Here is a 23,212-nt window from a genome sequence, read left to right on the forward strand (position 1 = left end):
CGCGACGCATTGAATTTGAAAGGCATCCCAGCATCCCGCAGTCAATTCGAAGGACCAGCTATGCATCGGAAACGATTTGTGCAACACGCTCGATCAGGGGCGGGAAACCGCGATCGAACTGGCCAAACGCGCCGATGTGGTGATCGAGAACTTCCGACCGGGGATCATGGATCGCCTTGGGTTGGGGCCGGATGCTCTTCGGGCTGCAAATGATCAACTGATATACCTTTCCATGCCCGGGTTTGCGTCTACCGATACGGAACTGGCCGCACTGCCCGCGTGGGAGGCCGTAATCGCCGCCTACACCGGGCAATTCACCGATATGGGCCTGAACCGGCGGCTGATGGGCATCAACCCGTCCTTCACGCCGCTGACGCTGGCCTCAGCCTATGGCGCAAGCTTCGGGGCCATGGCGGTTCTGTTTGCCCTGAACGCGCGCGAGCGCATCGGTGGGGATCATATCGAAGTCCCTCTGGCCGCCGCTCTGCTGGAAGGTCTGATCTACAATTGCGAGCAGATCGAGGATTACCCGGAGCGCTACAAGTCCCCGCGCGAGGTCGAACTGGATCGGCGCGCAGCCGAAGGCCTGCCGATGAACCTCAAGTTCGATGAGCTGTCCGAATTCCTCGACCCGTTCTATCGCACATATACCTGCGCCGACGGGCGGGGGTTCTATGTCGTCTCGGGCTCAGTTGCCACGCATCCCCGGCGTGTGCTGGAGACGTTGGGGCTCAAGGATCTGGCGGATGCGCTGCCCGATTTCTCGGCTTATCTAGACACAAAGGACTGGCCTGCGGAATGGTCGATGCGCAACTACCCCGTCGGCGCCTCTGATCGGGCGCGCGTGTCCTCGGCGATGAAAGAGGCATTTTTGACCCGCCCCGCGCATGAGTGGGAAGAGCTGTTCGGAACCGCCAAAGCCCCTGCCACGGCACAGCGGTTCAGCAAGGAATGGTTAGCCGACTCGCATGCTCTGGCCTCGGGTCTGGTTCTGCGAGTCGAAGATGCCGACTACGGAGAGATGCGCCAGATGGGCAACGTGGCCTGGCTGTCCGGGGATGAGGCGGCAGTGGACAAGACCGGCCCGACGGTTGCGAACTTGGACGCGTTGCTGGCCGAAGTCCCGCGCGCCAGCGGCACGACAGGCAGTGGTGGTTGGCTGGAAGGTTTGAAGGTTCTGGACCTCACCAATGTTATTGCAGGCCCAACCATCGGCTCAACTCTGGCGCGTTATGGGGCTGAAGTAACGCTGGTGCAGCCGGTTGAGCCCTCGGTCGATCCCTGGAACACGGTTGTTTTTGGCATTCACGCGCAACGGGGCAAGGAGAGCATCCTGCTGAACCTGCGCAGTGACGAAGGCCAAGAAGTTCTAGCCAAGCTCATTGCCGAAGCCGACGTGATCACGATGAACGGCACGGATGAACAGCGCGACAAGTTGGGGCTTGCACCCGAACAACTTAACGCGCTCAACCCGCGCCTCATCCTTGTTCAACTGGATGCGTTCGGCGGACCGATGCGGGGGCCGAAATCTGATCATTTGGGTTATGACGATCTGGCGCAGGCGGCCACTGGTGTCATGGTGCGATTTGGTGGCGGCATGGATACTCCCGAAGAACACGCACATTTCGGCACCATCGACGTTCTGACCGGTTTCTGCGCCTACGTGGCATTGGGAGGTGCGCTGTTGCGACTGCGCGAAACCGGAATCGGCGGCGTTGCACGGGCATCTCTGGCGGCGGCCGGCAACCTCATTCAGGCACAGTTCATGTATGATTATGACGGCCGTGCGCCCTTTGACGAACCTTCTGGCGGCGAGGCGCTGGGTTGGGGTCCGTTCTACCATTGCTATGAAGCGGCGGATCAGTGGATGTTCTTCGCCGCCCCGACCGAACGGCAAGCCGCCCTTGCCCGTGTCCCCGATCTTGCCGATCTTGCAGAGGCACCATCTGATGTTCTGCATGACGCCCTGGCGGAGCGTTTCAGGACGCAGCCCCTTTCTTACTGGCAAAAGGCATTCTCGGTCGGTCAGAGCACGGTTGCCCCGCTCGCATCCCTGCACGAAACACGCGACAAGGCCCTACAGCTTGAAAGCGCAGGTGACATCGACCTTTCTGATGCGACCTTCCGCGTTATTCGCCATGATCAACACCCGATGGGGCGCTGGTGTGATCTGGTCGCCCCGAATGCGGTGCGGCCTAAGTCCGGACGGATCAGTATTCCGAGGCCCATGCCGAAATATGGGCAACATACGCGGACCATTCTGGCGCGGCTGGGTTATGCGGGTCAGCAGATCGACAACCTAATCGCTACCGGTGCTGCAGGAACAAGCTGGTCGGAAAAATACCTGCCCGAATAATCTGGCCTAAAGCGGCGTCTCCACGCTGAGCTACTTGCCCATCAGAAGGCAATGCCTGATTTCCTCAACTGCCAGTTCTCGGCAATTGGTTATGGATACGTTGTGCCACTTACATGGTTTCGTTCTTCGGCAAACAGCGCACAGGTATCCCTGCCGCTCAGGTCCAAATCGATTGTCTGTGACCGCTGACAGCTCTGCCAATTGGCATCCACCATCACCGGCGCCGGATCGGCGGCGGGCAAGCTGGTGCTTCTGATCAGATCAGCGGCGCGTTCGGCCAACATCAATGTCGGCACATTGAGGTCCCCGGCCGTGGCCTGTGGCATGACTGAGGCGTCCACAACGCGCAAGCCCTCTATTCCGTGTACGCGCATCGTGCCCGGATCAATGACGGATTGAGAGTCCCCGCCCATCCGGCAGGTGCCGCAGGGATGATAGGCGCTTTCGACCCTGTCTTTGATGAACTGATCAATCTGCGCGTTACTGCTGCAATCCGACCCCGGAGCAAGCTCTTGCCCGGCGAAGGGGGCCAGGGCGGGTTGCCGGAAAATCTCGCGCGTCAAGTGGACGCAAGCACGCATTTCCTGCCAGTCGTCTTCGTGGCTCATATAGTTGAAACGGACGCGCGGGGCGCCTAGCGGGTCAGATGCATGTAGCCGCACCCTACCCCGGCTTTTCGATCGTTTCGTGCCCACATGCACCTGATACCCGTGGCCCTTGGCCAGCGATTTCCCGTCATACGAAATGGCCAGCGGCAGGAAATGAAACTGAATGTCCGGGTAAAGGATACCGGCGCGGCTGCGGATGTGAGCCCCGGCCTCGAAATGGTTGGTGGCCCCCAAACCATCGCGGCGCAGCAGCCAGCGAAATCCGATCCGGGCTTTTGCCCAAGGGCTCATATACGGGTAGAGCGATACCGGCTGCGTGCATTCCTGCTGCACGTACAACTCCAGATGATCCATCAGGTTGCCGCCGACGCCGGGTAAGTCATGGACAACAGCGATGCCAGCTTGTTGCAGCGTGTCTCCCGGCCCAATGCCCGAGCGCTGCAGGATCGCCGGCGACATGATCGAGCCTGCCGACAGGATCACCTCAGATCCCCGTGCCTGAACAAGCTTTCCCTTGTGGTCATATTCGACGCCGACCGCCTTGCGCCCTTCTGTCAGAATGCGCGTTGTGTGGGCATGGGTCACGACCCGAACGTTGCCCCGCGCCATGGCCGGACGCAGATAAGCGGTGGCGGCACTGCAACGCTCACCGCCGCCCACGTTCATTTCCATCGGACCGAAGCCTTCATGCTGGATGTCATTCATGTTGGCGCTGCGAGCATATCCGGCCTGAACGCCCGCCTCGATGAACGCCTGATAGAGAGGGTTGGTTTCCGACCCCCGGGTCACCTTGATTGGACCACATTGCCCCCGATATGCACTCAGGTCCGAAGCACTTTCCAGTCGCTTGAAATAAGGCAACACATTAGCCCAGTTCCATCCCGTGGCACCGTGATCCGCCCAAAGCTCATAATCCATCGGATTGCCGCGTACGTAGCACATGCCATTGATCGAGCTTGATCCCCCCAGCCCCTTGCCGCGCGGCAAGTTCATGACACGCCCGTCCAGATGCGGCTCGGGTTCGGTCACGAACCCCCAGTTAAAGCGTTTGGTGTTCATCGGGATCGACAGGGCCGATGGCATCCGCACGATCATGGCGTTATCGCTACCTCCGGCCTCGATCACCAGAATACGCTTGCCTGTATCCTCACCCAGCCGGTTCGCCAGCACACAGCCTGCGGACCCTGCGCCAACGATGATATAGTCGTAACGCTCCATCCGGTTCAGCGGATCATCGCCATGAATTTGACAACGGTTTCGGGCTGTTTCCACGTACCCGTGAACCCCTTGGGCAGCAGGAACGCTTGGCCGGGCCCGAACCTGTCAGAGCTGCCATCAGGGTAAATCAACTCGACCGTTCCTGAGATCATGTACATGAACTCGTCATAGGCATAGTCAACAATCTCATCCGTGTAAGGCTCACACCTCCAGGTCCCAACGCGCACCTCATCCGAGGCGCGATCGATCACTAGGTTTTCCCACTCCTGCGGAGAGGCCACCTCGGGCGAGCTCATGACCATCTGGCGAGGGTCAGCCATCAGGGCATGTGTCCCGGCATCGGTCAGGTTGATGGCGCGGATCATTTGGACCTCCGGAATTGTGTTTCGGAACGGCTAGCATTGATTGAACAGTGGTTCAACGAAATATTGAACAGCGGTTCAATGATGTCTCTGGCCTTCGGCTCATGCCCCGTCTACTACTGCCTGAAGTCAGGAGATCTCAGCCCGTGTCCCGTTTGACAGACATTGAAACACGCAAACTTCAGATAATTGAAGCCACCATGGACGTTCTGAATGATCAGGGGTTTTGTGCGCTGAAGATCAGGGATGTGGCGCGTCAGGCGGGTGTTTCTGCCGGGCTGGTCTGCCACTATTACGACACCAAACAGGGGCTGCTGCTGGCGGCGATCCGCCATGCGGTGACGTCCTACGGGGAGCAACTGGACCTGATCGCGGAACAGGGCACCCCTCCTCGGGACAAGGTGCTGGCGCTGGTGCGCATGGCGCTGGCGCCCGAGCAATCGAACAAACGGCTGTCGTCGGTGTGGCTGACGCTCTATTGCCTAGCCGGGTCGGACGCGGAGTATCATCAGGAACTGCTGCGCTATCAGCAGCAAAACCTTGTCGTTGTTCGCGCGGCAATTGCGCCGCTTTATTCCGGTGAAGAGGCCGGGCACATAGCGCGCATGATCGTTGCGCTGATTGACGGAGTATGGCTGCAACACGCAACTCGCGTCGAGCCCGTCGACCTGAAAGCGGCCCAGAATCTGGTGGCCACCCTGACAGAACAGGCGCTATCAGCGCACCGCTCAGACGGACCTTAGACTGCCCGCGCGACGCGATCGAAGAACCGGGATCGGGAGTTACCCGCTAACCGAGGACAACCTCGTCGCGCCAACCGCGTGTGTGTCACTTTCGGCAAGGCTTTTCCAAGCGTCATATTGCGACAGAAACACCCGGCCGTTCAGAACTTCGGGAAAATGTGTGCGGTTCAGCCTGTCCATGACCGGCCCCTTGACCTCGGACAGATGCAGACCAACCCCCATATCAGTCAGCCGGTGGTTTATCGCCTCAAGGCTTTCTAGGGCTGAAAAGTCCACCTCGTTCACCGCCGAGAACATCAACACCACGTTTCGAACCGCGCTGCCTTCGGCCACGCGGCTTTGGATCAATGTCTCCAGAAAACGCGCATTCACGAAATACAGGCTTTCGTCAACCCGCAGCGTCACCAGCGAAGGCACCGTCTCAACCTCATGGCGCAGGATGTTCCGGAAATGCTGGGTTCCGGGGACAAGGCCCACCTCGGCCACATGCGGGCGTGACGTCTTGTAGAGGTGCAACAGAACCGAAATCGTCACACCGGACGCCACCCCAACCTCGACACCTAAACCCAGTGTCAGAAGGATAGTTGCCGCAACGGCGGTAAAGTCAGCCCGCGAATAACTCCATGTCTTCTTCAGAATGGTCAGGTCCACAAGGCTGAGCACTGCGACGATGATAGTCGCAGCCAGCGTGGCCTTGGGCAGGTAGAAGACCAATGGCGTCAGCGCGACCGCGGCAATGGCCAGACCAATGGCGGTAAAAGCACCCGCCGCTGGCGTTTCCGCCCCGGCGTCGAAATTGACGACCGAGCGGGCAAACCCGCCGGTTACCGGATATCCTCCGGTAAAGGCGGCACCCAGATTTGCGGCCCCAAGACCGATCAATTCCTGGTCCGGATTGATGCGCTGGCGTTTCTTGGCGGCCAGAGTTTGCGCGACCGAGACGCTTTCGACAAAACCAATGATCGAAATCAGGATTGCGGGAACTGCAAGAGCGCTGATCAGGTCCGGGGAAAACCCCGGCAGGGTCAGGGGTGGCAGGCTTTGGGGGACGCTCCCGACGATCTGCACGCCCTCGGCAGCCAGGTCGAGTTGCCAGACGGTAACGGTTGTGGCGACCACCGCTGCGACAGGTCCGGCTTTGGTCAGAATATCGGCCAGCACCGGCGGCACACCCAGCCGGTTCAGTAACGGTCTAAGGTTTTTTCTGACCCAAAACAGAAATCCGGTCGCCAAAGTTCCGATTGCCAAAGTCACCCAGTTGACCTCGGGTAGATGGTCAAAGATCGAACCCAGCATTTCCGGCAGCGTGTGCCCATGTGCGCTGACCCCCAGTATATGCTTGACCTGACTGGTCGCGATCAGAATGCCCGATGCGGTAATGAATCCGGCAATCACCGGATGGCTGAGGAAATTGGCCAGAAACCCAAGGCGCAGTACGCCCATGAGTACAAGAAAGCCGCCAGACAAAAAGGCAAGCGTCAGCGCCGCAACCGCATAGCCCGCCGTGCCCTGTTCGGCCACCTGCCCGATGGCTGTCGCCGTCAAAAGTGAAACCACCGCCACGGGCCCAACGGCCAGCGCCCGACTTGTGCCAAAAATCGAATACAGAACGATGGGCACGATCGATGCGTAAATCCCCGCCTCGGGAGGCAACCCCGCCAGCAAGGCATAGGCCAGCGATTGCGGGATCAGCATAATCGTCACGATCAATGCCGCAATAAGGTCGTTCGAAAAGGCACCGCGCGTATAGGTTCGGCCCCAGTCCAGAACAGGAACATAGTGGCGGAGGTGTTCGATCATCAAATCTTTCCGGCGTTCTAAGCGGGAAGTGCTGCCGACACCGCCCGCATGTTGCTGCGCTCAAAAACACAGGCAGTTTCAATTCCTACTCTGGAGAGACCCTCAGCTTCTCGGGCCGTGCCATCCACTCCTTGCCGCGCAGCATGGCCTTCCAGTAAATCGGTGGCAGCAGGCTTTCCTTCAGGAACCATGCCATGCGGCTTGGCTGGGTGCCGTCGATCAGGAAACGCGGGAAACTAGGTTTCAGCGCACCGCCATAGCCGAATTCGGCCAGAACGATCTTGCCGCGCTCGACCGTCAGCGGGCAGGAACCATACCCGTCATATTGCGCCACAGCCGAACGCCCTGCGATGTCGGCCACAATGTTGCCCGCCACAGTTGGCGCCTGTTTGCGGGCCGCGGCGGCGGTTTTTGCATTGGGCGCATTCATCACGTCACCAAGCGACCATATATTGTCGTAGGTTTTGTGGCGCAGTGTCGATTGATCCACGTCGACCCAGCCCGCCGCGTCCGCCAGCGGCGAGACACGCACGAAATCGGGCGCAGTCTGGGGCGGGCACACATGGATCATGTCAAACTCGACCTCGACTGTATCCGGGTTACAATCCGGTTTGATCACTTCGAAAACCGCCCTTTTCGCAGGCCCGTCGATCGAAACCAGATTGTGGAAGAAGTTCAGCGTGGCACCGTATTTCTCGACGTAACGTTCCAGCGCCGGAACATAATCCTTGACCCCGAACAGCACGCCGCCCGCGTTCATGAACTGGATGTCGATATCCTTCAGAGCGCCGCTACGAAACCAGGCGTCCCCCGAGAGGTACATGGCCTTCTGCGGCGCCCCGGCGCATTTGATCGGCATCGGTGGCTGTGTAAACAGCGCCCTGCCCTCCTTCATCTCCTGCACCAGTTGCCAGGTGTAGGGCGCAAGGTCATAGCGGTAGTTCGACGTCACCCCATTGCGGCCCAGGGTCTCTTCCAGCCCCTCGACCTTGCCCCAATCCAATTTCAGACCGGGGCACACGAGAAGGCGGTCGTATTTCACCACCCGGCACCCATCCAGAACGACGGCGTTGTTCTGCGGCTCGAACGCCGCGACCGCAGCCTTGATCCAGTGTACACCCTTCGGGATCAGGCTACCCATGGTTTTCGCCGTTGTCTGGGCATCAAAGATGCCGCCGCCCACCATGGTCCAGCCGGGCTGATAGTAGTGGATGTCGGCGGGGTCGATCACCGCAATGTCCAGATCGGGTTGACGCGACTTCAGGCTGGCAGCGACCGAAATGCCACCTGCACCCGCACCAACAATCACCACCTGGAAATGCGCATCCCCTGTATCCGTAGGCGTTTTGCCACCATTGGCAATACGGCGGGCCACGCCGTTCATGTCATAGCCGGCCGCCTTGGTGGCCAACAGGATCTCGGACATCGGCCGTTTCTTGGCCTCATGAAACGACCACAGCGTGGCCGAGCGCGTGCCGGTCCGGCAATAGGCCAGCACCGGGCGCTGGACGTCCTCCAACGCCTCACCAAACGCCGAAACGTCCTGATCTTTCACCATGCCGGACTGCACCGGGACATAGCGCGCCTCGATCCCCGCAGCCTCGGCTGCGGCGGCAATTTCCTTGAAAGAGGGCTGATCTGCGCCTTCGCCATCCGGCCGGTTGCAGATGATCGCGCGGTACCCTTGTGCCGCAATGGTCTGGACGTCATCAACCGTGATCTGCGGGCTGACCGTGAACTTGGGCGAAATGATACGAAGTTCCATGGCTCTCCTCCCTTTTGCGGCTTACAGGCCGTTGACCGGCACTTTTAGCATCGGGTTGCCGTCAGCGTCGGTCGGCACCTCTCCGGCACGCATGTTGACCTGCAGGGATGGGATGATGAGGTTGGGCATGGCAAGCGTGGCGTCCCGGTCGGTGCGGAACCTGACGAACTCCTCCTTCGTCTTGCCGCCGCCAACATGGATGTTGTGAGCCTTTTCCTCAGCCACGCTGGTTTCCCAGGCGATATCGCGCCCGTTCGGTCCGTAATCGTGGCACATGAACAGCCGGGTCTGGTCAGGCAGGGCCAGAACCTTCTGGATTGAGTCATACAGAACGCCTGCATCCCCGCCCGGAAAATCGGCTCGGGCCGAGCCACCATCGGGCATGAACAAGGTGTCGCCGACAAAGGCCGCGTCGCCCATCACATGTACCATACAGGCCGGGGTGTGACCGGGCGTATACATGGCAAAGGCCTGCATAGTGCCGATCATGTAAGTGTCGCCATCCTCGAACAGCGCATCGAATTGTGACCCGTCGCGCTGAAACTCGGTGCCTTCGTTGAAGACCTTTCCGAACGTATCCTGCACTACGGTGATCTTCGATCCGACCCCGATTTTACCGCCCAGTTTTTCCTGAATATACGGCGCGGCGGAAAGATGATCGGCGTGGACATGGGTTTCGATGATCCACTCCAGCTTCAGTCCTTTTTCCGTTATCACCCGGATCAGCTCATCCGCATGATCAAAGGTGATGCGGCCCGCCGCGTAATCGATATCCATAACGCTGTCGACGATGGCACAGGCGTTCGAACCCGGGTCCTTGACGATATAGCTGATGGTATTCGTGGCCTCGTCGAAAAACGCGAAAACGTCTGGTTTTACGGCCATGTTTACGGGATAGGTCGTCATGTGTTGTCTCCTCCGGGTCGTATTCAGGGTGTGGCAACCGTTCCGGTCAGCCGCAGTCGCTGCAGGTTCTCAGGCCAACGATGCGGTAAAGCGGGCAGTTCCCCACAAAGGCCGTTAGCGTGAAAACCGCTGCGACGATCAACGCCAGCCAGAACAGCGCGCCGGTACCAAGCATGGTTGTTCCAAAGGCTGCAAAGGCCAGGGCTGCGGCAATCACGATGCGCAGGGCGCGGTCAGTTTTTCCCATATTTGTGGTCATGTCTCACTCCATCGAGAATCGATGGACATTCAATCGCACAGACGGAAGCGGAGCTTTGGTGACTTGATCACCAAAGCCGTGAGATTTCGCAATTCAGAAGGGTTCAGGTGGCACTGGCCGCTTTCACCATATGCTCCAAGCCTTCCCGTTTAGTCAGGCAGACCTCGCCACGGGCCTGCTCGACCCAGCCGCGGCGCTGGAATTCGGACAAGGTACGCGAGACAACCTCGCGCGCGGTTCCAAGTTCAGTTCCCAGAATGGCGTGGGTTGCGTGCACCACGTTGTCTTCATCCGCAAGCTCCAGCAATCGCGCGGCCAGACGTACATCCATGCGCTGAAAAACGATGTCGTCGATCAATGTGAACAGATCGGTGATCCGCCGGGAATAGGCGGTGAAAACAAACTCGCGGAAAACCGTTGATTTTGCAACCAATCCGTCAAAGGTATTTCGCGGGATGGCCACGGCAGTGATGTCCGTTTCAGCGATCCCGTCGGCCGAATAGTCCTCGAACGCCAGCATGCAGGCGGTGGTCAAAACACAGCTTTCACCGGCATGAACCCGGTACAAAAAGACCTCTCGGCCGGTATCCGATTTCTGCTGCACCCGTACGGTGCCGTCCAGCAACAGCAAAAGGTTGTCCGCCGTCTGGCCGGGCGCAAAGACCTGAGTGCCCGCCGGCAGGGAAACGACCTGACTGCCTGCGACAAGCTCTGCCCGAATGTCTTCAGGCAAGCGGCTCAGGCCTTTGAATTTGTCGATCCACGCGTGATCCATGTCTTCCTGCTCATCTATGGTGGCTTGGGACGTTCCACAATAAAACGCATTCGTTAAGGTGAAAGCGTATCTGGTGCCCAATGTAAACCATTCAGGCAAATCCCTGATGGATCGAAAATGTGATTGTCTTGTGCCGATAGCACAGATTCAGGGTGGCCGGTAAAACCGCAATTTGGCTCAGCCCTGATTTCGTTCGCGACCATGAATTCTCGTGTTTTTTTCGGGTTCGGGATGCCCTCGGACACCCTTTGAGCGAAACCGAGTGCTGTAATCGAGCGTCCCCGAGCAAAAACCAAGGATTTCGTCAAACCAGACCAAACCTGATCGCCAAAAGCACCGCCTAAACGCCAGCCGGGTTTAGCGGATTTTGTGCCCCTGACCCGCATCTGTGCCCGAATTCACCCGATGTTCGGATGCAAATCGTTTGAGTCCGCCTCTGTCATACTAGTTGGGGCTGAAGTTGAACGCGAAGTCCGAAAGGGTCAGTTTGGATTTGGATATTGCTCATTCATACAGTTCATGAAGCTAGCCGCCTGAACTCAGTAAATATCAGCCAGTTTCCATGCTTCACGGAAGTTTGCGACAAGATTCATGCAAGTCACTCAAGTCTTTCGAGAAACTTGGCAACGACCTCCTCCCACAGGCTCGGCACGTATAGTGCCCAATGTCCGTCTCCGTAGCCCGGAAGCTTGACCAAATGGAGCTGGCTATCGGCACCAAGCGCCTCCATTTCCGCCAGGTTCGCACTGAAGTGTTCAACGCTGTAATGCGAGTCTTGCTCACCATAGACCGATAGGACCGGACCGCCGAATGATCTAATCCGCCTGAACAAGGTTGGGTTGATCGACGGATCACCATGTATTTCGTTCACCCAGCCCCCAACAAAGTTGATCACACCCGCAAAATCCTGCGGGGCTTGTCCGGCTTGCATGATCGCTACCACACCCCCGCGCGACATGCCCGCCAGCAAGGTTTTGCTTGCGTCTACGTCCGGCCTTTGGCGCAGCGCCAACAATGCAGCGTTTGCGTCGGCCAGTGCCCGTTCGGCCGCCGGTAGGGACAGGGCAGAATCTCGGGAATACCCCAGCGATCTGTCCTCGGCGAAGCCTTCATCGTACAATCCATCGGAACCGCCCCGGCCGCGTCTTTGCGGGTACGCAACCAACCAGCCATCCGCATTCAGAACATCCGCAAACCAGTCGTATGACCAGACCCGCCCGAAGTCATTCGGGTTTGTGCCCCGACCGGTTGACCCGTGATGGACAATCGCAAGTGGGAACGGCCCCTCTCCTTCCGGGCGATAAACCACAACAGCGAGCCGGATGTTGCTGCCGTCTTCAACCAACCCTGTCTGCAGGAATTCAAGCTCACCAATCGAAAACCAGTCACCCGCCGGAGAGGCCAACAGTGCTGGCAGGTTTTGGCGCTCGAGGATTGCGAAACCCTTGTCGTCCGCGAATACACCGCGCAAACGCCCCGAAGCCGAAAGCCAATACCGTGCGGGAAAACCGTCATCGGCAAAGATCAGTATATCACCTTCGATCCTTGCTTTGCGCCGGAACCACCGACTGCGGTTATTCAGGTCATTTCCCACCGCATAAATGACGTCCGCACGGCCGTCATGTCCAAGGTTCTCAACGATAAATATGTGGTTCTTTCGATTGTCAAACTTCCCGACCCACGTCCCCGAGAACGGCAAATCCACCCGCTCGAAAGAAACCGCATCGTCGGGCAGTGGAACATCGCCCACGAACATGGATTCCTGCGCGCCAGACATTTCGGTGAGCAAGATTGAAACGAAGATAAATCGCCCAAAAAAATACAGCATGTCTAAATCCTACGCCGCGCAGTATGGCCGATCCAGAGCTGGTTTCAAAACGCGGCTGCACCAGCAAGCACCGCAGTGGATTGGCTGTCGTTCATATGGTTTAACTTAATCGGATCAAGTTGTTTCAGTACGCAGCAAAGCCCGTGTTCCACCTGAAACAGGTCTGCGCAATGATCATAGCGGCGGGGTGCTGGACTAATTCAGTGTTGCGGCCAGGTCGTCGGCTACGCCGTTCGCGTCGGTCCACTTTGCCCCGCGCACGGCCGAGGAGGCGGTGCTGGAAGGGTTGCGGGCCGGATTTGCAATCTAGCTGGAAACGATGTGTCCACCAGATCACCGACGCTGTGCTGGACCTGATGCATTAGGGATATGAAAAAGGACATAGATCTGCGATCCTCCTGCTGACCCAGTCAGACATGGCCCGTATCCGATCGTAAACCCGATCTGCGGGATTGATGATATTCGACATTTCTACCGGGATGGATTGATGCGCTTTGCAAGAATACTCCTTCTGGTCATTGGGGCCTTGGCCGTAAATGTTGTTGCGACCCGACCGGCTGACGCGTGTTCGGTGTGCATAACGATGCCCGAAGCATCCCTTGCTGATCACTTGCTTTCTGCTGATGCCATCGTGTTGGCCGGACCAGGAGCGGACAACCCGTTTATGTTTGTTCCAAAAGAATTGCTTAAAGGAACGGCACAGGACCTCGCAATGTTGCCCGAGATTCCCTTTCTGATCGACAGCGCAACACGGGCCGCCTTTCGGGCCGACCCGCAAAAAGCTGTTCTTTTGACATATGGCGCCACGGACAAAGATGATGCGGGGCGCAGCCTGTCCCGAAAATGGCGCCGAATCTTCATGATTACACCGGAGAGAACACGGTTTCTGAAAGCGCTGGTCTCCGCAGAAAAGGGCTGGCAGCCGGACAATGTCGGCACTGCCGAACGTATCGATTTTTTTGCCACGTATGTCTCTCACGAAGACAGGGTATTGCGGGATACCGCGTTGATTGAAATCGATCGCGCTCCGTATGAGCTTGTTCGATCGTTGCGAATAAAGGTTCCCAAAGATCAACTGCTGCAAGAGTTGCGCGATATCAATCGAGTCGGTTTTGTCCCAGTTTCCATTCGCCTTTTGGGCTTGCAAACAGACGATGCCCAGGCTGTCGCGATTGTTCGGTCACGTTACCCCCGCGCCTTGCGCACAGGCAGCAGCTATTTGTACGAATGGACACTGGCGGGGATAGAAGTGGATGGGTCGAAGGCGGTAAACGCCGCCGACGATGCGCTTGGTACCGGGAACCGGAATCTGGAATATCGGCGCGCTCTTGTTCGTGCTTTGGCGGATGGCGGCACCGCGTCACCAATGCTCCAAGAGCAGATCATCCAGATTTTCTCGCGAGTATTGAAAGACCAAAGCGAGTTGGCGCTGGATATCGTGATTGCTTCGCGTGACTGGGGTGAGACGCGATTGGACGATCAATTCAAAGCGTTATTGGAACAGGAAGACACCGATCCGATAACGCGGTTCGTTATCCAAACCAAGCTCGCGCCACGAGAGTGAATTCGCACCTCAAACTTCACCGACGGCTTGTCGGGACTGAAACTGGCATCAGCAACCGGACAAGTGTAACGGGTTGCCATACACCCAGAACCTTCTGCCCAAGCGGCTTAAGTTTGGCGCCGTGTCTGCCAACCAACCAGACTTAAGCAACCAAACAAGATCGCGGCGACGCAGACTATAGACGGGCCCGCAGGTGTATCGAACACATAAGCAGCCCTCAGCCCCGCAACAGCGGAAAACGCACCGATGACGGCGGCAATCAAAGCCATGGTTTCCGGGGACTTTGCAAGGCTGCGCGCCGCAGCAGCCGGTATGATCAACATCGCCGCGATCAGCAATACTCCCACCACCTTGATCGCCACGGCCACAGTTACAGCCAGAGAAAGCGTCAGGATCAACTGCTCGCGCTTGGGGTCAAAGCCGCTGGCATAGGCCAGTTCTTCGTTCAATGTCGCGGTCAGCAGTTGAGACCACCGCCACGCAATCAGCGCTACGACAAGCGCAGCACCTCCCCAGATCACCACAAGGTCAGAGCGAGAAACCGCAAGAATATCGCCGAAGAGATATGCCATCAGGTCAATGCGAACGCCCGACAGGAACGAAACCGCCACAAGGCCAAAAGCCAGTGCGGAATGGGCTAAGACCCCCAATAGCGTGTCCATCGCATAGCCACGACCGGCCAACAGGGTGACGGTTAGTGCCATGACCAATGCAACAGCCAGTGCCCCGGTGAAGACCGACAATTGAAAGGTCAGCGAAAGGGCGACACCAAGGATTGCTGCGTGGGCTGTTGCGTCTCCGAAATACGCCATCCGGCGCCAGACGACGAAACACCCAAGGGGGGCCGCGGCAAGGGCAACGCCAACACCCGCAAGTGTCGCGCGAGTCATAAAATCATCAAGCATTATTCCGCAGCTTCCTGAGAGTGGTCACAGTTGTCGTGATCGTGGTCATGATCATGCCGATAAAGGGCCAGCGCACCGCCGGTACCGGTTCCGAACAGCGCGCGGTATTCCGGGGCCGAGGCGACAACGGCGGGCGATCCTTCGCAGCACACGTGTCCGTTCAGACATATCACCCGATCCGAGGCACTCATGACCACATGCAATTCGTGGCTGATCATTAGAATGGCACAGCCGGTTTCGCGCCGTACATCTTCGATCTGGCGATAAAACGCAGCTGAACCCGGCTGGTCGAGCCCTTGGGTCGCTTCGTCCAAAAGCAGGATATCCGGCCGATTGATCAGAGCACGGGCCAGCAAAACCCTCTGAAACTGCCCGCCGGATAATTGTGACATCTGGCGCTGCAAAAGATCAGGCACCCCAGCCGTTTCAAGCGCCTCGGCGCAGCTTTTGCCTGAAACACGGTGGGTCAGACCCATGAAACGTTCAACAGAAATCGGCAGTGTCGGATCAATATGTAATTTTTGCGGGACATATCCGATCTTCAGACCGGGCTTGCGGGAAACGTTCCCCACGGATGGCTTGGTTGCACCAATGATAGCGCGCAAAAGGCTGGTCTTGCCCGAGCCATTTGGTCCGACAATGGTTACGATCTCTCCAGGTTCAATTGCCAAGTCCACGTGGTGTAGAACGGTGTTTGCGCCATAGCGCACGCTGAGGTTCTCAACCGTAATAAGGGTCATTTCTACGCCTTTTCGGTGCAGTCTGGGCAGAGTCCCTCAGCTTCTACAACCGTTCGTTCAATCTCGAAACCCGCTGCACGCGCTGCCGCACCCAAGACGCCCTTGGCCGGGGTCGACTGAGCCTCGGCCACGGCATCGCATTTTCTGCAGATCATGAAGGCCGGAGAATGGGCTGCGCCAGGATTTGAGCAGGCGACAAACGCGTTCAAACGCTCGATCTTGTGCACAAACCCGTTTTGAACAAGAAAGTCGAGGGCCCGGTAAGCCACCGGAGGCTGAGATCCAAATCCTGCGTCGCGCAATCGGTCAAGGATGGAATAGGCCCCAAGCGCCCTATGCTCTTGCAGCAACATCTCCAGAACCTTGCGTCGCACCGGGGTCAGACGAAGCCCTTCCTGTTTGCAGTGGGCTTCCGCCGTGGCCAGCGCGGTCTCAACGCAATGCTCGTGATCATGTTCCTGGAACCCGACCGGGGCCGTCTTGTCGACTGGCAGGGGTTGCGCGTCACTTGTCATGTTATTCCATATCATGTATGCGGCTCGTAACGTTATAAAATCACACAGAGGGTCTGATGTCCAGAAAGCTTCTCCCAGTATCGATCTCGGCTGCACTTGTGGGTGGCACGGCCATGGCGGATGTTCCGAACGTGGCAGTCGATATCGCGCCACTCCATTCGCTGGTGACCCGTGTCATGGATGGTGTTGGAACACCTGACCTGATCATCCAGCCGGGTGCGTCGCCCCACGAATACAACCTGCGCCCATCGGAAGCCGCCGCACTGCAAGAGGCAGACCTGGTGTTCTGGGTCGGTGAAGACCTGACACCTTGGCTGGAAGACGCAATCGGGACTCTCGCTGATGGCGCCACAGTCACATCGTTGCTTGCCTCGGACGGAACAGTTCGACTGGATTTCCGCGAAAACGTCTTGTTCGAGGCACATGATCATGCCGACCACGGCGACAAGCATGCCGAAGACGGTGAGCATGCGCACGAAGATGAACATGATCACAACGACGACGATCATGATGACGAGCACGCGCATGAAGACGAGCATGATCACAATGATCACGCCAAGCACGACGATCATGACCACGAGGACCATGATCACGCAGATCATGCCGACCACGATGATCACAACGATCACGCACATGGCAACCATGACCCCCATGCCTGGTTATCTCCGGCAAACGCCGAAACCTGGCTGAACGTAATTGCGGCGCAACTATCGGCTGCTGATCCGGACAACGCGAGTGCATATTTTGCAAATGCCGCGGCTGCACGCGAAGAAATGGCGGCACTGTCTGCCGAAGTGGTCGAAACCCTGGAGCCGGTCCGTGGCGGCAGCTTCATCGTGTTCCATGACGCCTACCAGTATTTTGAGGATGCATTCAACTTCCCGGCCTCGGGCGCGATTTCCCTCAGCGACGCATCCGACCCAAGCCCGGCGCGTATCGCCGAAATTCAGGACCGTATCCGCAAAGAGGGTATCGACTGCGTCATGACCGAACCTCAGTTCAACCCCGGGATCGTTGCAACCGTTCTGTCTGGCACCGAAGCCAACACCGGGGTAATGGACCCACTTGGTTCTGATCTTGAGCCCGGTGCGGAACTCTATCCGCAAGTTATCCGCAATATGGCCAATACACTGGCCGAGTGCCTCTAAACCGCATCCCGGCTGAAGTTGGGATTTCGGCCGGGCCAACCACCTCCTACTGCACGCGACGAACCGTATGCCATACTCCAACCGACCGCGCCCCTGCATCATTTCCCAAGGCGCTTTAGGTTTCGTCTCTACCAGCATGTTTTAGCCTGCGTTGTGATCGTGCATTGGACAGCTTGTGTTGTTTTTCCATTTTGTTATGATATCACATTCCGAAAATAGGAGAGAATGGTGATTTCCCAGGACGCACAAGACGTAGACCTTACGAAAGACAGACGGCTACCCGTCACTGTTCTGACAGGCTTTCTGGGTGCCGGGAAAACAACGCTCTTGAACGCGGTACTATCAGAGTCATCTTCCGAGAAAATCGCGGTCATTGTGAATGAATTCGGCGAGGCCGGGCTGGACCATGATTTGATCGAAACCACTGAGGATGAGGTCATCCTGATGCAATCCGGCTGTCTGTGCTGTTCCATTCGGGGGGATCTGGCCGGAACCATCGCAGATTTAATCGATCGGCGGGACGACGGGCTACTTCAGTTTGAACGAATTGTAATCGAAACGACGGGTCTTGCTGACCCCGGCCCCATCCTGCAGACGCTATTGATTGAACCCGAACTGGGGCGCACAACCCGCATGGATGGCTTGGTGACCGTCGTCGATGCAGCCAATGGACCCGAGACTCTGGATGCGCAGTTCGAAGCGGTCTCACAGGTCGCGATGGCCGATCTGATCCTGCTCAGCAAAACCGATCTTGTTTCCAAGACGGCGGCGGATACCTTTTCCAAGCGATTGAATACGCTCAACCCCACTGCCCGGGTTGAGTGCCCTATCGCTGGGCAATTCGATCCAAAAAAACTATGGGGGCTGAGCGGCTTGCGCAAGGGTGTAGCTCAGGAAGACGCAATCCTGTGGACGACGCCGAACGCCGACCCCAAGGCAGACTCATTTGCTAACCTGTCCGGGCTGTCCAAGCCCAAGCCGGTGGCGTTTGCACCGACGCCTCATGATATCCGGATCAGTTCCGCGTCGATCATTCTGGATGCGCCAATCAAGGACACTGTTTTTGACTACTGGCTGGACACCCTGATTGCGCTGAAAGGCCCTGACATTCTGCGCGTGAAAGGCATTGTCTTCCTAGAAGGCATCGAGGTGCCATTCGTGTTTCACGGCGTGCAGAACATCTTCGACCCGCCCATTCCGCTGAACAACTGGATCGGGGATGACCGCCGCTCGCGCATTGTGGTCATTGCCCGTGATCTCAGCCATCCCGAACTGCAGCGCAGCCTCGACATGTTGCGCGCCCATCAATCCAACACCGCAACGCAGGAAAACTTCTGAGCCATGACTGATACCCGTCTTCCCGTCACCGTCCTGTCCGGCTTCCTCGGGGCCGGAAAAACCACGCTGCTGAACCGTGTGCTGAACAACCGCGAAGGCCGGCGCGTTGCCGTGATTGTCAACGACATGTCCGAAGTGAATATCGACGCTGACCTGGTGCGCGCCGAAACCGTGCTGAGCCGCACCGATGAAACGCTGGTCGAGATGTCGAACGGCTGCATCTGCTGCACCCTGCGCGATGACCTGCTGAATGAAGTACGTCGGCTGGCGGCTGAAGGCCGGTTCGACTACCTGCTGATCGAGTCCACGGGCATCTCGGAACCCCTGCCCGTTGCTGCAACCTTTGATTTCCGGGACGAGGATGGCAACAGCCTCTCGGATGTCGCCCGCCTTGACACCATGGTTACGGTCGTTGATGCCGTGAACCTGCTCAAGGACTTCTCCAGCCATGATTTCCTGCATGACCGAGGCGAAACAATGGGCGAAGGCGATGAGCGCACTCTGGTGCACCTACTGACGGATCAGATCGAATTTGCAGACGTGGTCATTCTCAACAAGATTGACGATGCCGGGGCGGAACGAACCGATGCCGCGCGCAAGATTATCCGCAGCCTGAACGCGGACGCCGTTATCTTGGAAACAAACCATTCCGACGTCGACAGCGACGCCATTCTGGACACCGGCTTGTTCGATTTCGAAGCGGCTCATCAGCACCCAATGTGGGCCAAAGAGCTCTACGGTTTCGACGACCATGTTCCAGAAACCGAGGAATACGGTGTTTCGTCCTTTGTCTACCGCGCACGACAGCCGTTTGAGCCCGAGAAAATTCTGGCCATGCTCAACGGCGAATTGCCCGGTGTGATCCGTGCAAAGGGCCATTTCTGGATTGCGACGCGGCCTGAATGGGTGGCTGAGTTCTCCCTCGCGGGCGCCCTTTCGAGCGTTCAACCGATCGGCACCTGGTGGGCGTCCGTGCCGGATAGCCGGTGGCCCGACCACCCATCGGTGCTGAACTACATCAAACAGCATTGGAGCCAGCCATGGGGCGACCGGCGGCAAGAGATCGTCTTCATCGGCGCGGGTATCAACTGGCCGGTGCTGAAGTCCCGGCTCGATTCCTGTTTGCTGTCCAAGAACGATGCACCCGGACCGGACGCCCTTCCAATGGATCTGCCCGACCCGTTCCCTCTCTGGCGCCGGGTGGAGGATGCCGCGTGAACTTTGTCCGAACAGAATTGAAAGATGTGACGGTGGGTGTCGGTGTTGCAGACACCCCTGAGGGATTGGCAGAAATCGAAATGCCGAGATGCGCCGCGACAATCTGGCGGCGTCAGCCTGATACCGAGTTTCAGGTATGGATCGACGCGCTCGGCCCATCACAACTTCCCAGCGCACGGCTCATCCTGCGTCCGGAGGCAATATCAATTGCCGTGCAACATCTGTGCGACATTGCGGGTTTGGAAGACACGGCTGAACGCAGCTGGTTCGAAAACGATATCTCCGATTTGGCTGCCTGTTTTGCCAAGATGATGCGCGCGCCTTTTTTGCGCGTGCGTCTGGACGCGATCACCACCAACGCCTGCCGGAAGTTCCACATTGACGCAATCTATGCCCGCCTGATCTGCCCCTATCGTGGCACCGGCACACAATACGGAATTTTGACAGATGGTGCAGACCCAATGCGGGTTTTCAGTGTCCCGACCGGCGCGCCGATGATCATGCGCGGCACTCTCTGGCCGCAGGATCCACCCGTTGGTCTGGTGCATCGCTCACCACCGATCGCGGGTACGAGTGAAACGCGTCTTATTCTTGTGCTGGATCCAATTTTTGACATCGACGAGGCCGAATGATGGGCCGCAATCTTGGTCAGACAAACCTCAGGAAACGGCGCCGCCGAGAGGACCCGATGCGCGAATTCGACCGCCTTCCCCCAGTTTTACGCGCGTGGGTGGCGCAAGCCGCCCTGCCCTGGCGTCCACGCTCAGTTCTTCGGGCCTACAACAATGCGCTGGCTCGGACGGGTGACCAAAGACACGCGCTGGAGGAGTTGAGACGCCTTGAGTCTATGCAGTTAGCGAAAGACACGGTAACAACTGCGGTCATGTGATCACCACCGGATGAGTATGGGGCCTGTCGCCAGTTTACCCTCAGGCGGATCGGGCAAATGGTGCGGCGATGGTCAGTATGTGCTTGATGAATCCTGCGGTTTCCTACCGCGCCAAAGTGATCTTGGCCTTGCCCGGGTGATACATTTATCAATACCGGCAGGTATGCGGCCATTATCATTGCCACCACAGGGGCACGGATCGTCGATGCCTGCAGGAGCTTTTTGCCCAATGTGTCGTTGCAAATGACTAGCACCCTGGAATTGATGGGCGCCAAACAAATTTGCTGAAATTACCTCTCACGTGACTCCTTTGAATTGACCAATCCAAAGCGGATGTCGTGTCGGAAAGACTGCGGAAACGGTATCATTCTGTTCGCATCTTCATCCCATAGCCGCCACCGCAGGCATTCCACAGAGTCTTTCACTCCAATAGCCGCGCTATTCCAATCTTCGGCTATCGCTGCGTTACATTCCTTCAGGTGATAACACGGGATCTTTGCATTGTAGTGATGCAGATCGTGAAACCCAAAATTCAAGAGTACAAAGTCAACAAGAACTCCCATCCGGAGAGAACTTGCGCCATTCAACGCCGCGGCCTGAGCGTTTTTTTCGCCTGTATCCCGCCAATAGGTTTCTTCGAAATTGTGACCAACATAGACGACAAAAATCCCAAAGCTGCCCGCAAAGACGCTCCCTAGGATCAGGGCAAAAAACGCCCACCACCCCAGAAACGTGATCACCAGAAACCAGAACCCAAACATTGCGATATTCTGAAGCAAAACATCCCGAACACTGACTTTCAGCGTATTTCTGGGCCAGCGATACTGCACAAAGTAGATCAGCAGTGGCCCCAGAAGGAACAATGTGATCGGATGCCTATAGATGCGATAGAACAGTTTTCTGGAAACGGGCGCGGACTCATATTCGCGCAGTGTCATTACAAAAACCTCGTGGACATCCCGGTGTTCCAGATCACCAAGGTGCAGGTGGTGTAGATTGTGATTGTACCTCAGAACACTGTGCGCAATTCCCGAAAAAATAGACAGACCGTTGCCGAGAAGGTCGTTCAGCTTTCGATCCGAGAAATAGCTGTAATGCCCACAATCATGCTGGATTGAGTAAAGCCGCAGAATCCCTGCGCCGAAGAGAAGCGCGCCGCCAATCAGTGCCAACCAGGATCCAGCAAAGACGGCGGGGACACCCAACCCAAGCGCGACGATAATCACACTGATCGCCAAAGCTTTGCAGGCCGACCGATCGTCTGCTCGTGCAAACTCGCGCGGAACTTTGATCGAGTTCATACTTAGTCGCTGGACAAAATCTGCTAATTTGAAAGCACTGTGCCATCAACAACCTGACCTTAGCAAGGGTTGGGCCGCCTATCGATTGCCTGGTAACACAACCTGACTTGGTACGATGATCGCGCGGACAGGACCTGATGTCACTGGGATACGCGGGAAAACTCCAGAAACATGTAAGGTTGAATGTTCTCAAAAGGCCCAAGGCGAAACGCTTGCGTTAGACCAAGTGCCTTAGCTGCGCGCCCAACCCTGTTGAACACTCCGATGTGTTTTTGAAACACAGGATCGGTGTTGAACCGGTCAATCATCCGGTCCGTTATCTCGTGCCGCACACGCAAATTCAGCTGGGACGCGGCCAGATACCGCTTGATTTCGGACAGTCGGACAAAGTTCAGACTGTTCCACAGACCATGTACCCCATAGGTATCTTCAACCCAGTCAATGCGCCGCCGGAACAGTCGCCCGGTGGTCACCTTTGAGCCGACAATGGGGATGTTGAAATGCGGCTCGTAGGGGAACCCATAGTTGGGACACAGCACGACGCATCGCCCTTTGGGCTTCAGAAGTCGCGGCAATGTACCCAGAAAGTGCCTCCAGTCCGGAAGATGCTCCAGCACATTGACCAGATAGACCAGATCATACGCGTGTGAGGCGTTATAATCCTCGTAGGTCGAGCGGTATATCCTGGCCCCCAACCCCTGGGCATGTTGCAGCACACCTTCCATCGCCTCAAACCCTTCGGCAAAAGGTTCGATTCCTTCCAGGCTGACATTTGGGTGCCTTTGCGCCAATAACGTCAGCAGTATTCCGGCACCGCAACCGACTTCTAGCGCACGCGCGCCCTGCGGCAGGGCCGAAATCTCAGGGTCGAGGTTTTGGAAATGAAACCGCGCGGCGCTAAGCCAGATGTCTTTCAGCGGAAAATCAAACCTTGCGAAATCATCCAGAACCTCGTCGATCAAAAAAGGCCTTTC

Annotated in this window: 21 protein-coding genes; 8 read left to right on the forward strand and 13 right to left on the reverse strand. The window is 57.4% G+C overall.

Annotated features, from left to right (window positions below; genetic code table 11):
- Positions 1–76: 76 nt before the first annotated feature.
- Positions 77–2,356, forward strand: a complete 2,280-nt coding sequence (locus ACR1XY_RS17250) for a CoA transferase (RefSeq protein ID WP_480594919.1) — start codon at positions 77–79, stop codon at positions 2,354–2,356.
- 89 nt (positions 2,357–2,445) lie between these two features.
- Here ACR1XY_RS17250 and betA read toward each other — a convergent pair whose 3' ends face one another.
- On the reverse strand, positions 2,446–4,182 hold the full coding sequence (gene betA, locus ACR1XY_RS17255; RefSeq protein WP_480595132.1) for a choline dehydrogenase: 1,737 nt from the start codon (positions 4,180–4,182) through the stop codon (positions 2,446–2,448).
- A 5-nt stretch (positions 4,183–4,187) separates the two neighbouring features.
- Positions 4,188–4,547: a cupin domain-containing protein gene (locus ACR1XY_RS17260; protein WP_480594921.1), complete on the reverse strand. Its 360-nt coding sequence runs from the start codon at positions 4,545–4,547 to the stop codon at positions 4,188–4,190.
- A 143-nt stretch (positions 4,548–4,690) separates the two neighbouring features.
- Here ACR1XY_RS17260 and ACR1XY_RS17265 point away from each other — a divergent pair, with 143 nt between their 5' ends.
- Positions 4,691–5,287 (forward strand): TetR family transcriptional regulator C-terminal domain-containing protein, encoded by a 597-nt coding sequence (locus ACR1XY_RS17265; protein WP_480594923.1) that lies wholly within the window; start codon positions 4,691–4,693, stop codon positions 5,285–5,287.
- A 39-nt stretch (positions 5,288–5,326) separates the two neighbouring features.
- On the opposite strand, the gene ACR1XY_RS17270 is transcribed toward ACR1XY_RS17265, so the two are convergent.
- The 6 genes from ACR1XY_RS17270 to ACR1XY_RS17295 all read right to left on the reverse strand — a co-directional run bounded on the left by ACR1XY_RS17270 (position 5,327) and on the right by ACR1XY_RS17295 (position 12,620).
- Complete coding sequence (locus tag ACR1XY_RS17270) at positions 5,327–7,087, reverse strand: SulP family inorganic anion transporter (protein WP_480594925.1); 1,761 nt, start codon at positions 7,085–7,087, stop codon at positions 5,327–5,329.
- An 85-nt stretch (positions 7,088–7,172) separates the two neighbouring features.
- On the reverse strand, positions 7,173–8,852 hold the full coding sequence (locus ACR1XY_RS17275; protein WP_480594927.1) for a bifunctional protein tyrosine phosphatase family protein/NAD(P)/FAD-dependent oxidoreductase: 1,680 nt from the start codon (positions 8,850–8,852) through the stop codon (positions 7,173–7,175).
- A 21-nt stretch (positions 8,853–8,873) separates the two neighbouring features.
- Positions 8,874–9,758, reverse strand: a complete 885-nt coding sequence (locus tag ACR1XY_RS17280) for an MBL fold metallo-hydrolase (protein WP_480594929.1) — start codon at positions 9,756–9,758, stop codon at positions 8,874–8,876.
- Positions 9,759–9,804: 46 nt separating this feature from the next.
- Entirely contained in the window at positions 9,805–10,017 is a 213-nt protein-coding gene (locus tag ACR1XY_RS17285; protein ID WP_480594932.1) for a YgaP family membrane protein, read from the reverse strand.
- 103 nt (positions 10,018–10,120) lie between these two features.
- On the reverse strand, positions 10,121–10,792 hold the full coding sequence (locus ACR1XY_RS17290) for a Crp/Fnr family transcriptional regulator (protein ID WP_480594934.1): 672 nt from the start codon (positions 10,790–10,792) through the stop codon (positions 10,121–10,123).
- A gap of 598 nt (positions 10,793–11,390) precedes the next feature.
- Positions 11,391–12,620 (reverse strand): alpha/beta hydrolase family protein, encoded by a 1,230-nt coding sequence (locus ACR1XY_RS17295; protein ID WP_480594937.1) that lies wholly within the window; start codon positions 12,618–12,620, stop codon positions 11,391–11,393.
- A gap of 583 nt (positions 12,621–13,203) precedes the next feature.
- Here ACR1XY_RS17295 and ACR1XY_RS17300 point away from each other — a divergent pair.
- Complete coding sequence (locus ACR1XY_RS17300; RefSeq protein WP_480594939.1) at positions 13,204–14,184, forward strand: hypothetical protein; 981 nt, start codon at positions 13,204–13,206, stop codon at positions 14,182–14,184.
- Between the two features lie 107 nt (positions 14,185–14,291).
- On the opposite strand, the gene ACR1XY_RS17305 is transcribed toward ACR1XY_RS17300, so the two are convergent.
- Genes ACR1XY_RS17305 through ACR1XY_RS17315 form a run of 3 tightly spaced genes read right to left on the reverse strand, consistent with a single transcriptional unit; the run spans position 14,292 to position 16,359 of the window.
- Positions 14,292–15,089 carry an iron chelate uptake ABC transporter family permease subunit gene (locus tag ACR1XY_RS17305; RefSeq protein ID WP_480594941.1) on the reverse strand — a complete coding sequence of 266 codons (798 nt, stop codon included), beginning with the start codon at positions 15,087–15,089 and terminating at the stop codon, positions 14,292–14,294.
- Complete coding sequence (locus ACR1XY_RS17310; protein WP_480594943.1) at positions 15,089–15,829, reverse strand: metal ABC transporter ATP-binding protein; 741 nt, start codon at positions 15,827–15,829, stop codon at positions 15,089–15,091. The genes ACR1XY_RS17305 and ACR1XY_RS17310 overlap by 1 nt, the downstream gene beginning before the upstream one ends.
- A 2-nt stretch (positions 15,830–15,831) precedes the next feature.
- A complete protein-coding gene (locus ACR1XY_RS17315) occupies positions 15,832–16,359 on the reverse strand; it encodes a transcriptional repressor (RefSeq protein ID WP_480594946.1) in 528 nt (175 codons plus the stop codon).
- A 41-nt stretch (positions 16,360–16,400) separates the two neighbouring features.
- On the opposite strand from ACR1XY_RS17315, the gene ACR1XY_RS17320 reads away from it, so the two are divergent.
- The 5 genes from ACR1XY_RS17320 to ACR1XY_RS17340 all read left to right on the forward strand — a co-directional run bounded on the left by ACR1XY_RS17320 (position 16,401) and on the right by ACR1XY_RS17340 (position 20,937).
- Positions 16,401–17,492: a zinc ABC transporter substrate-binding protein gene (locus tag ACR1XY_RS17320; protein WP_480594948.1), complete on the forward strand. Its 1,092-nt coding sequence runs from the start codon at positions 16,401–16,403 to the stop codon at positions 17,490–17,492.
- A 228-nt stretch (positions 17,493–17,720) separates the two neighbouring features.
- Positions 17,721–18,830, forward strand: coding sequence for a CobW family GTP-binding protein (locus tag ACR1XY_RS17325; protein WP_480594951.1), 1,110 nt, complete (start codon positions 17,721–17,723; stop codon positions 18,828–18,830).
- Positions 18,831–18,833: 3 nt separating this feature from the next.
- Entirely contained in the window at positions 18,834–20,048 is a 1,215-nt protein-coding gene (locus ACR1XY_RS17330; protein WP_480594953.1) for a GTP-binding protein, read from the forward strand.
- Positions 20,045–20,680: a DUF1826 domain-containing protein gene (locus ACR1XY_RS17335; RefSeq protein ID WP_480594955.1), complete on the forward strand. Its 636-nt coding sequence runs from the start codon at positions 20,045–20,047 to the stop codon at positions 20,678–20,680. Before ACR1XY_RS17330 ends, ACR1XY_RS17335 begins: the two co-directional genes overlap by 4 nt.
- Positions 20,680–20,937, forward strand: coding sequence for a DUF6525 family protein (locus ACR1XY_RS17340; RefSeq protein WP_480594957.1), 258 nt, complete (start codon positions 20,680–20,682; stop codon positions 20,935–20,937). Before ACR1XY_RS17335 ends, ACR1XY_RS17340 begins: the two co-directional genes overlap by 1 nt.
- A gap of 290 nt (positions 20,938–21,227) precedes the next feature.
- Here ACR1XY_RS17340 and ACR1XY_RS17345 read toward each other — a convergent pair whose 3' ends face one another.
- Together ACR1XY_RS17345 and ACR1XY_RS17350 are read right to left on the reverse strand one after the other, a co-directional pair.
- A complete protein-coding gene (locus tag ACR1XY_RS17345) occupies positions 21,228–22,109 on the reverse strand; it encodes a fatty acid desaturase (RefSeq protein ID WP_480594960.1) in 882 nt (293 codons plus the stop codon).
- 269 nt (positions 22,110–22,378) lie between these two features.
- Positions 22,379–23,200 carry a class I SAM-dependent methyltransferase gene (locus tag ACR1XY_RS17350; RefSeq protein WP_480594962.1) on the reverse strand — a complete coding sequence of 274 codons (822 nt, stop codon included), beginning with the start codon at positions 23,198–23,200 and terminating at the stop codon, positions 22,379–22,381.
- Positions 23,201–23,212: the final 12 nt, after the last annotated feature.

The organism is Ruegeria sp. AD11(2025), from assembly GCF_056542405.1.

Bases quoted from the DNA above. Each gene is read 5' to 3' on its own strand.
- betA (WP_480595132.1), bottom strand. From the start codon at position 4,182: ATGGAGCGTTACGACTATATCATCGTTGGCGCAGGGTCCGCAGGCTGT.
- ACR1XY_RS17260 (WP_480594921.1), bottom strand. From the start codon at position 4,547: ATGATCCGCGCCATCAACCTGACCGATGCCGGGACACATGCCCTGATG.
- ACR1XY_RS17270 (WP_480594925.1), bottom strand. From the start codon at position 7,087: ATGATCGAACACCTCCGCCACTATGTTCCTGTTCTGGACTGGGGCCGA.
- ACR1XY_RS17275 (WP_480594927.1), bottom strand. From the start codon at position 8,852: ATGGAACTTCGTATCATTTCGCCCAAGTTCACGGTCAGCCCGCAGATC.
- ACR1XY_RS17280 (WP_480594929.1), bottom strand. From the start codon at position 9,758: ATGACGACCTATCCCGTAAACATGGCCGTAAAACCAGACGTTTTCGCG.
- ACR1XY_RS17285 (WP_480594932.1), bottom strand. From the start codon at position 10,017: ATGACCACAAATATGGGAAAAACTGACCGCGCCCTGCGCATCGTGATT.
- ACR1XY_RS17290 (WP_480594934.1), bottom strand. From the start codon at position 10,792: ATGGATCACGCGTGGATCGACAAATTCAAAGGCCTGAGCCGCTTGCCT.
- ACR1XY_RS17295 (WP_480594937.1), bottom strand. From the start codon at position 12,620: ATGCTGTATTTTTTTGGGCGATTTATCTTCGTTTCAATCTTGCTCACC.
- ACR1XY_RS17300 (WP_480594939.1), top strand. From the start codon at position 13,204: ATGCCCGAAGCATCCCTTGCTGATCACTTGCTTTCTGCTGATGCCATC.
- ACR1XY_RS17305 (WP_480594941.1), bottom strand. From the start codon at position 15,089: ATGCTTGATGATTTTATGACTCGCGCGACACTTGCGGGTGTTGGCGTT.
- ACR1XY_RS17310 (WP_480594943.1), bottom strand. From the start codon at position 15,829: ATGACCCTTATTACGGTTGAGAACCTCAGCGTGCGCTATGGCGCAAAC.
- ACR1XY_RS17315 (WP_480594946.1), bottom strand. From the start codon at position 16,359: ATGATATGGAATAACATGACAAGTGACGCGCAACCCCTGCCAGTCGAC.
- ACR1XY_RS17320 (WP_480594948.1), top strand. From the start codon at position 16,401: ATGTCCAGAAAGCTTCTCCCAGTATCGATCTCGGCTGCACTTGTGGGT.
- ACR1XY_RS17330 (WP_480594953.1), top strand. From the start codon at position 18,834: ATGACTGATACCCGTCTTCCCGTCACCGTCCTGTCCGGCTTCCTCGGG.
- ACR1XY_RS17340 (WP_480594957.1), top strand. From the start codon at position 20,680: ATGGGCCGCAATCTTGGTCAGACAAACCTCAGGAAACGGCGCCGCCGA.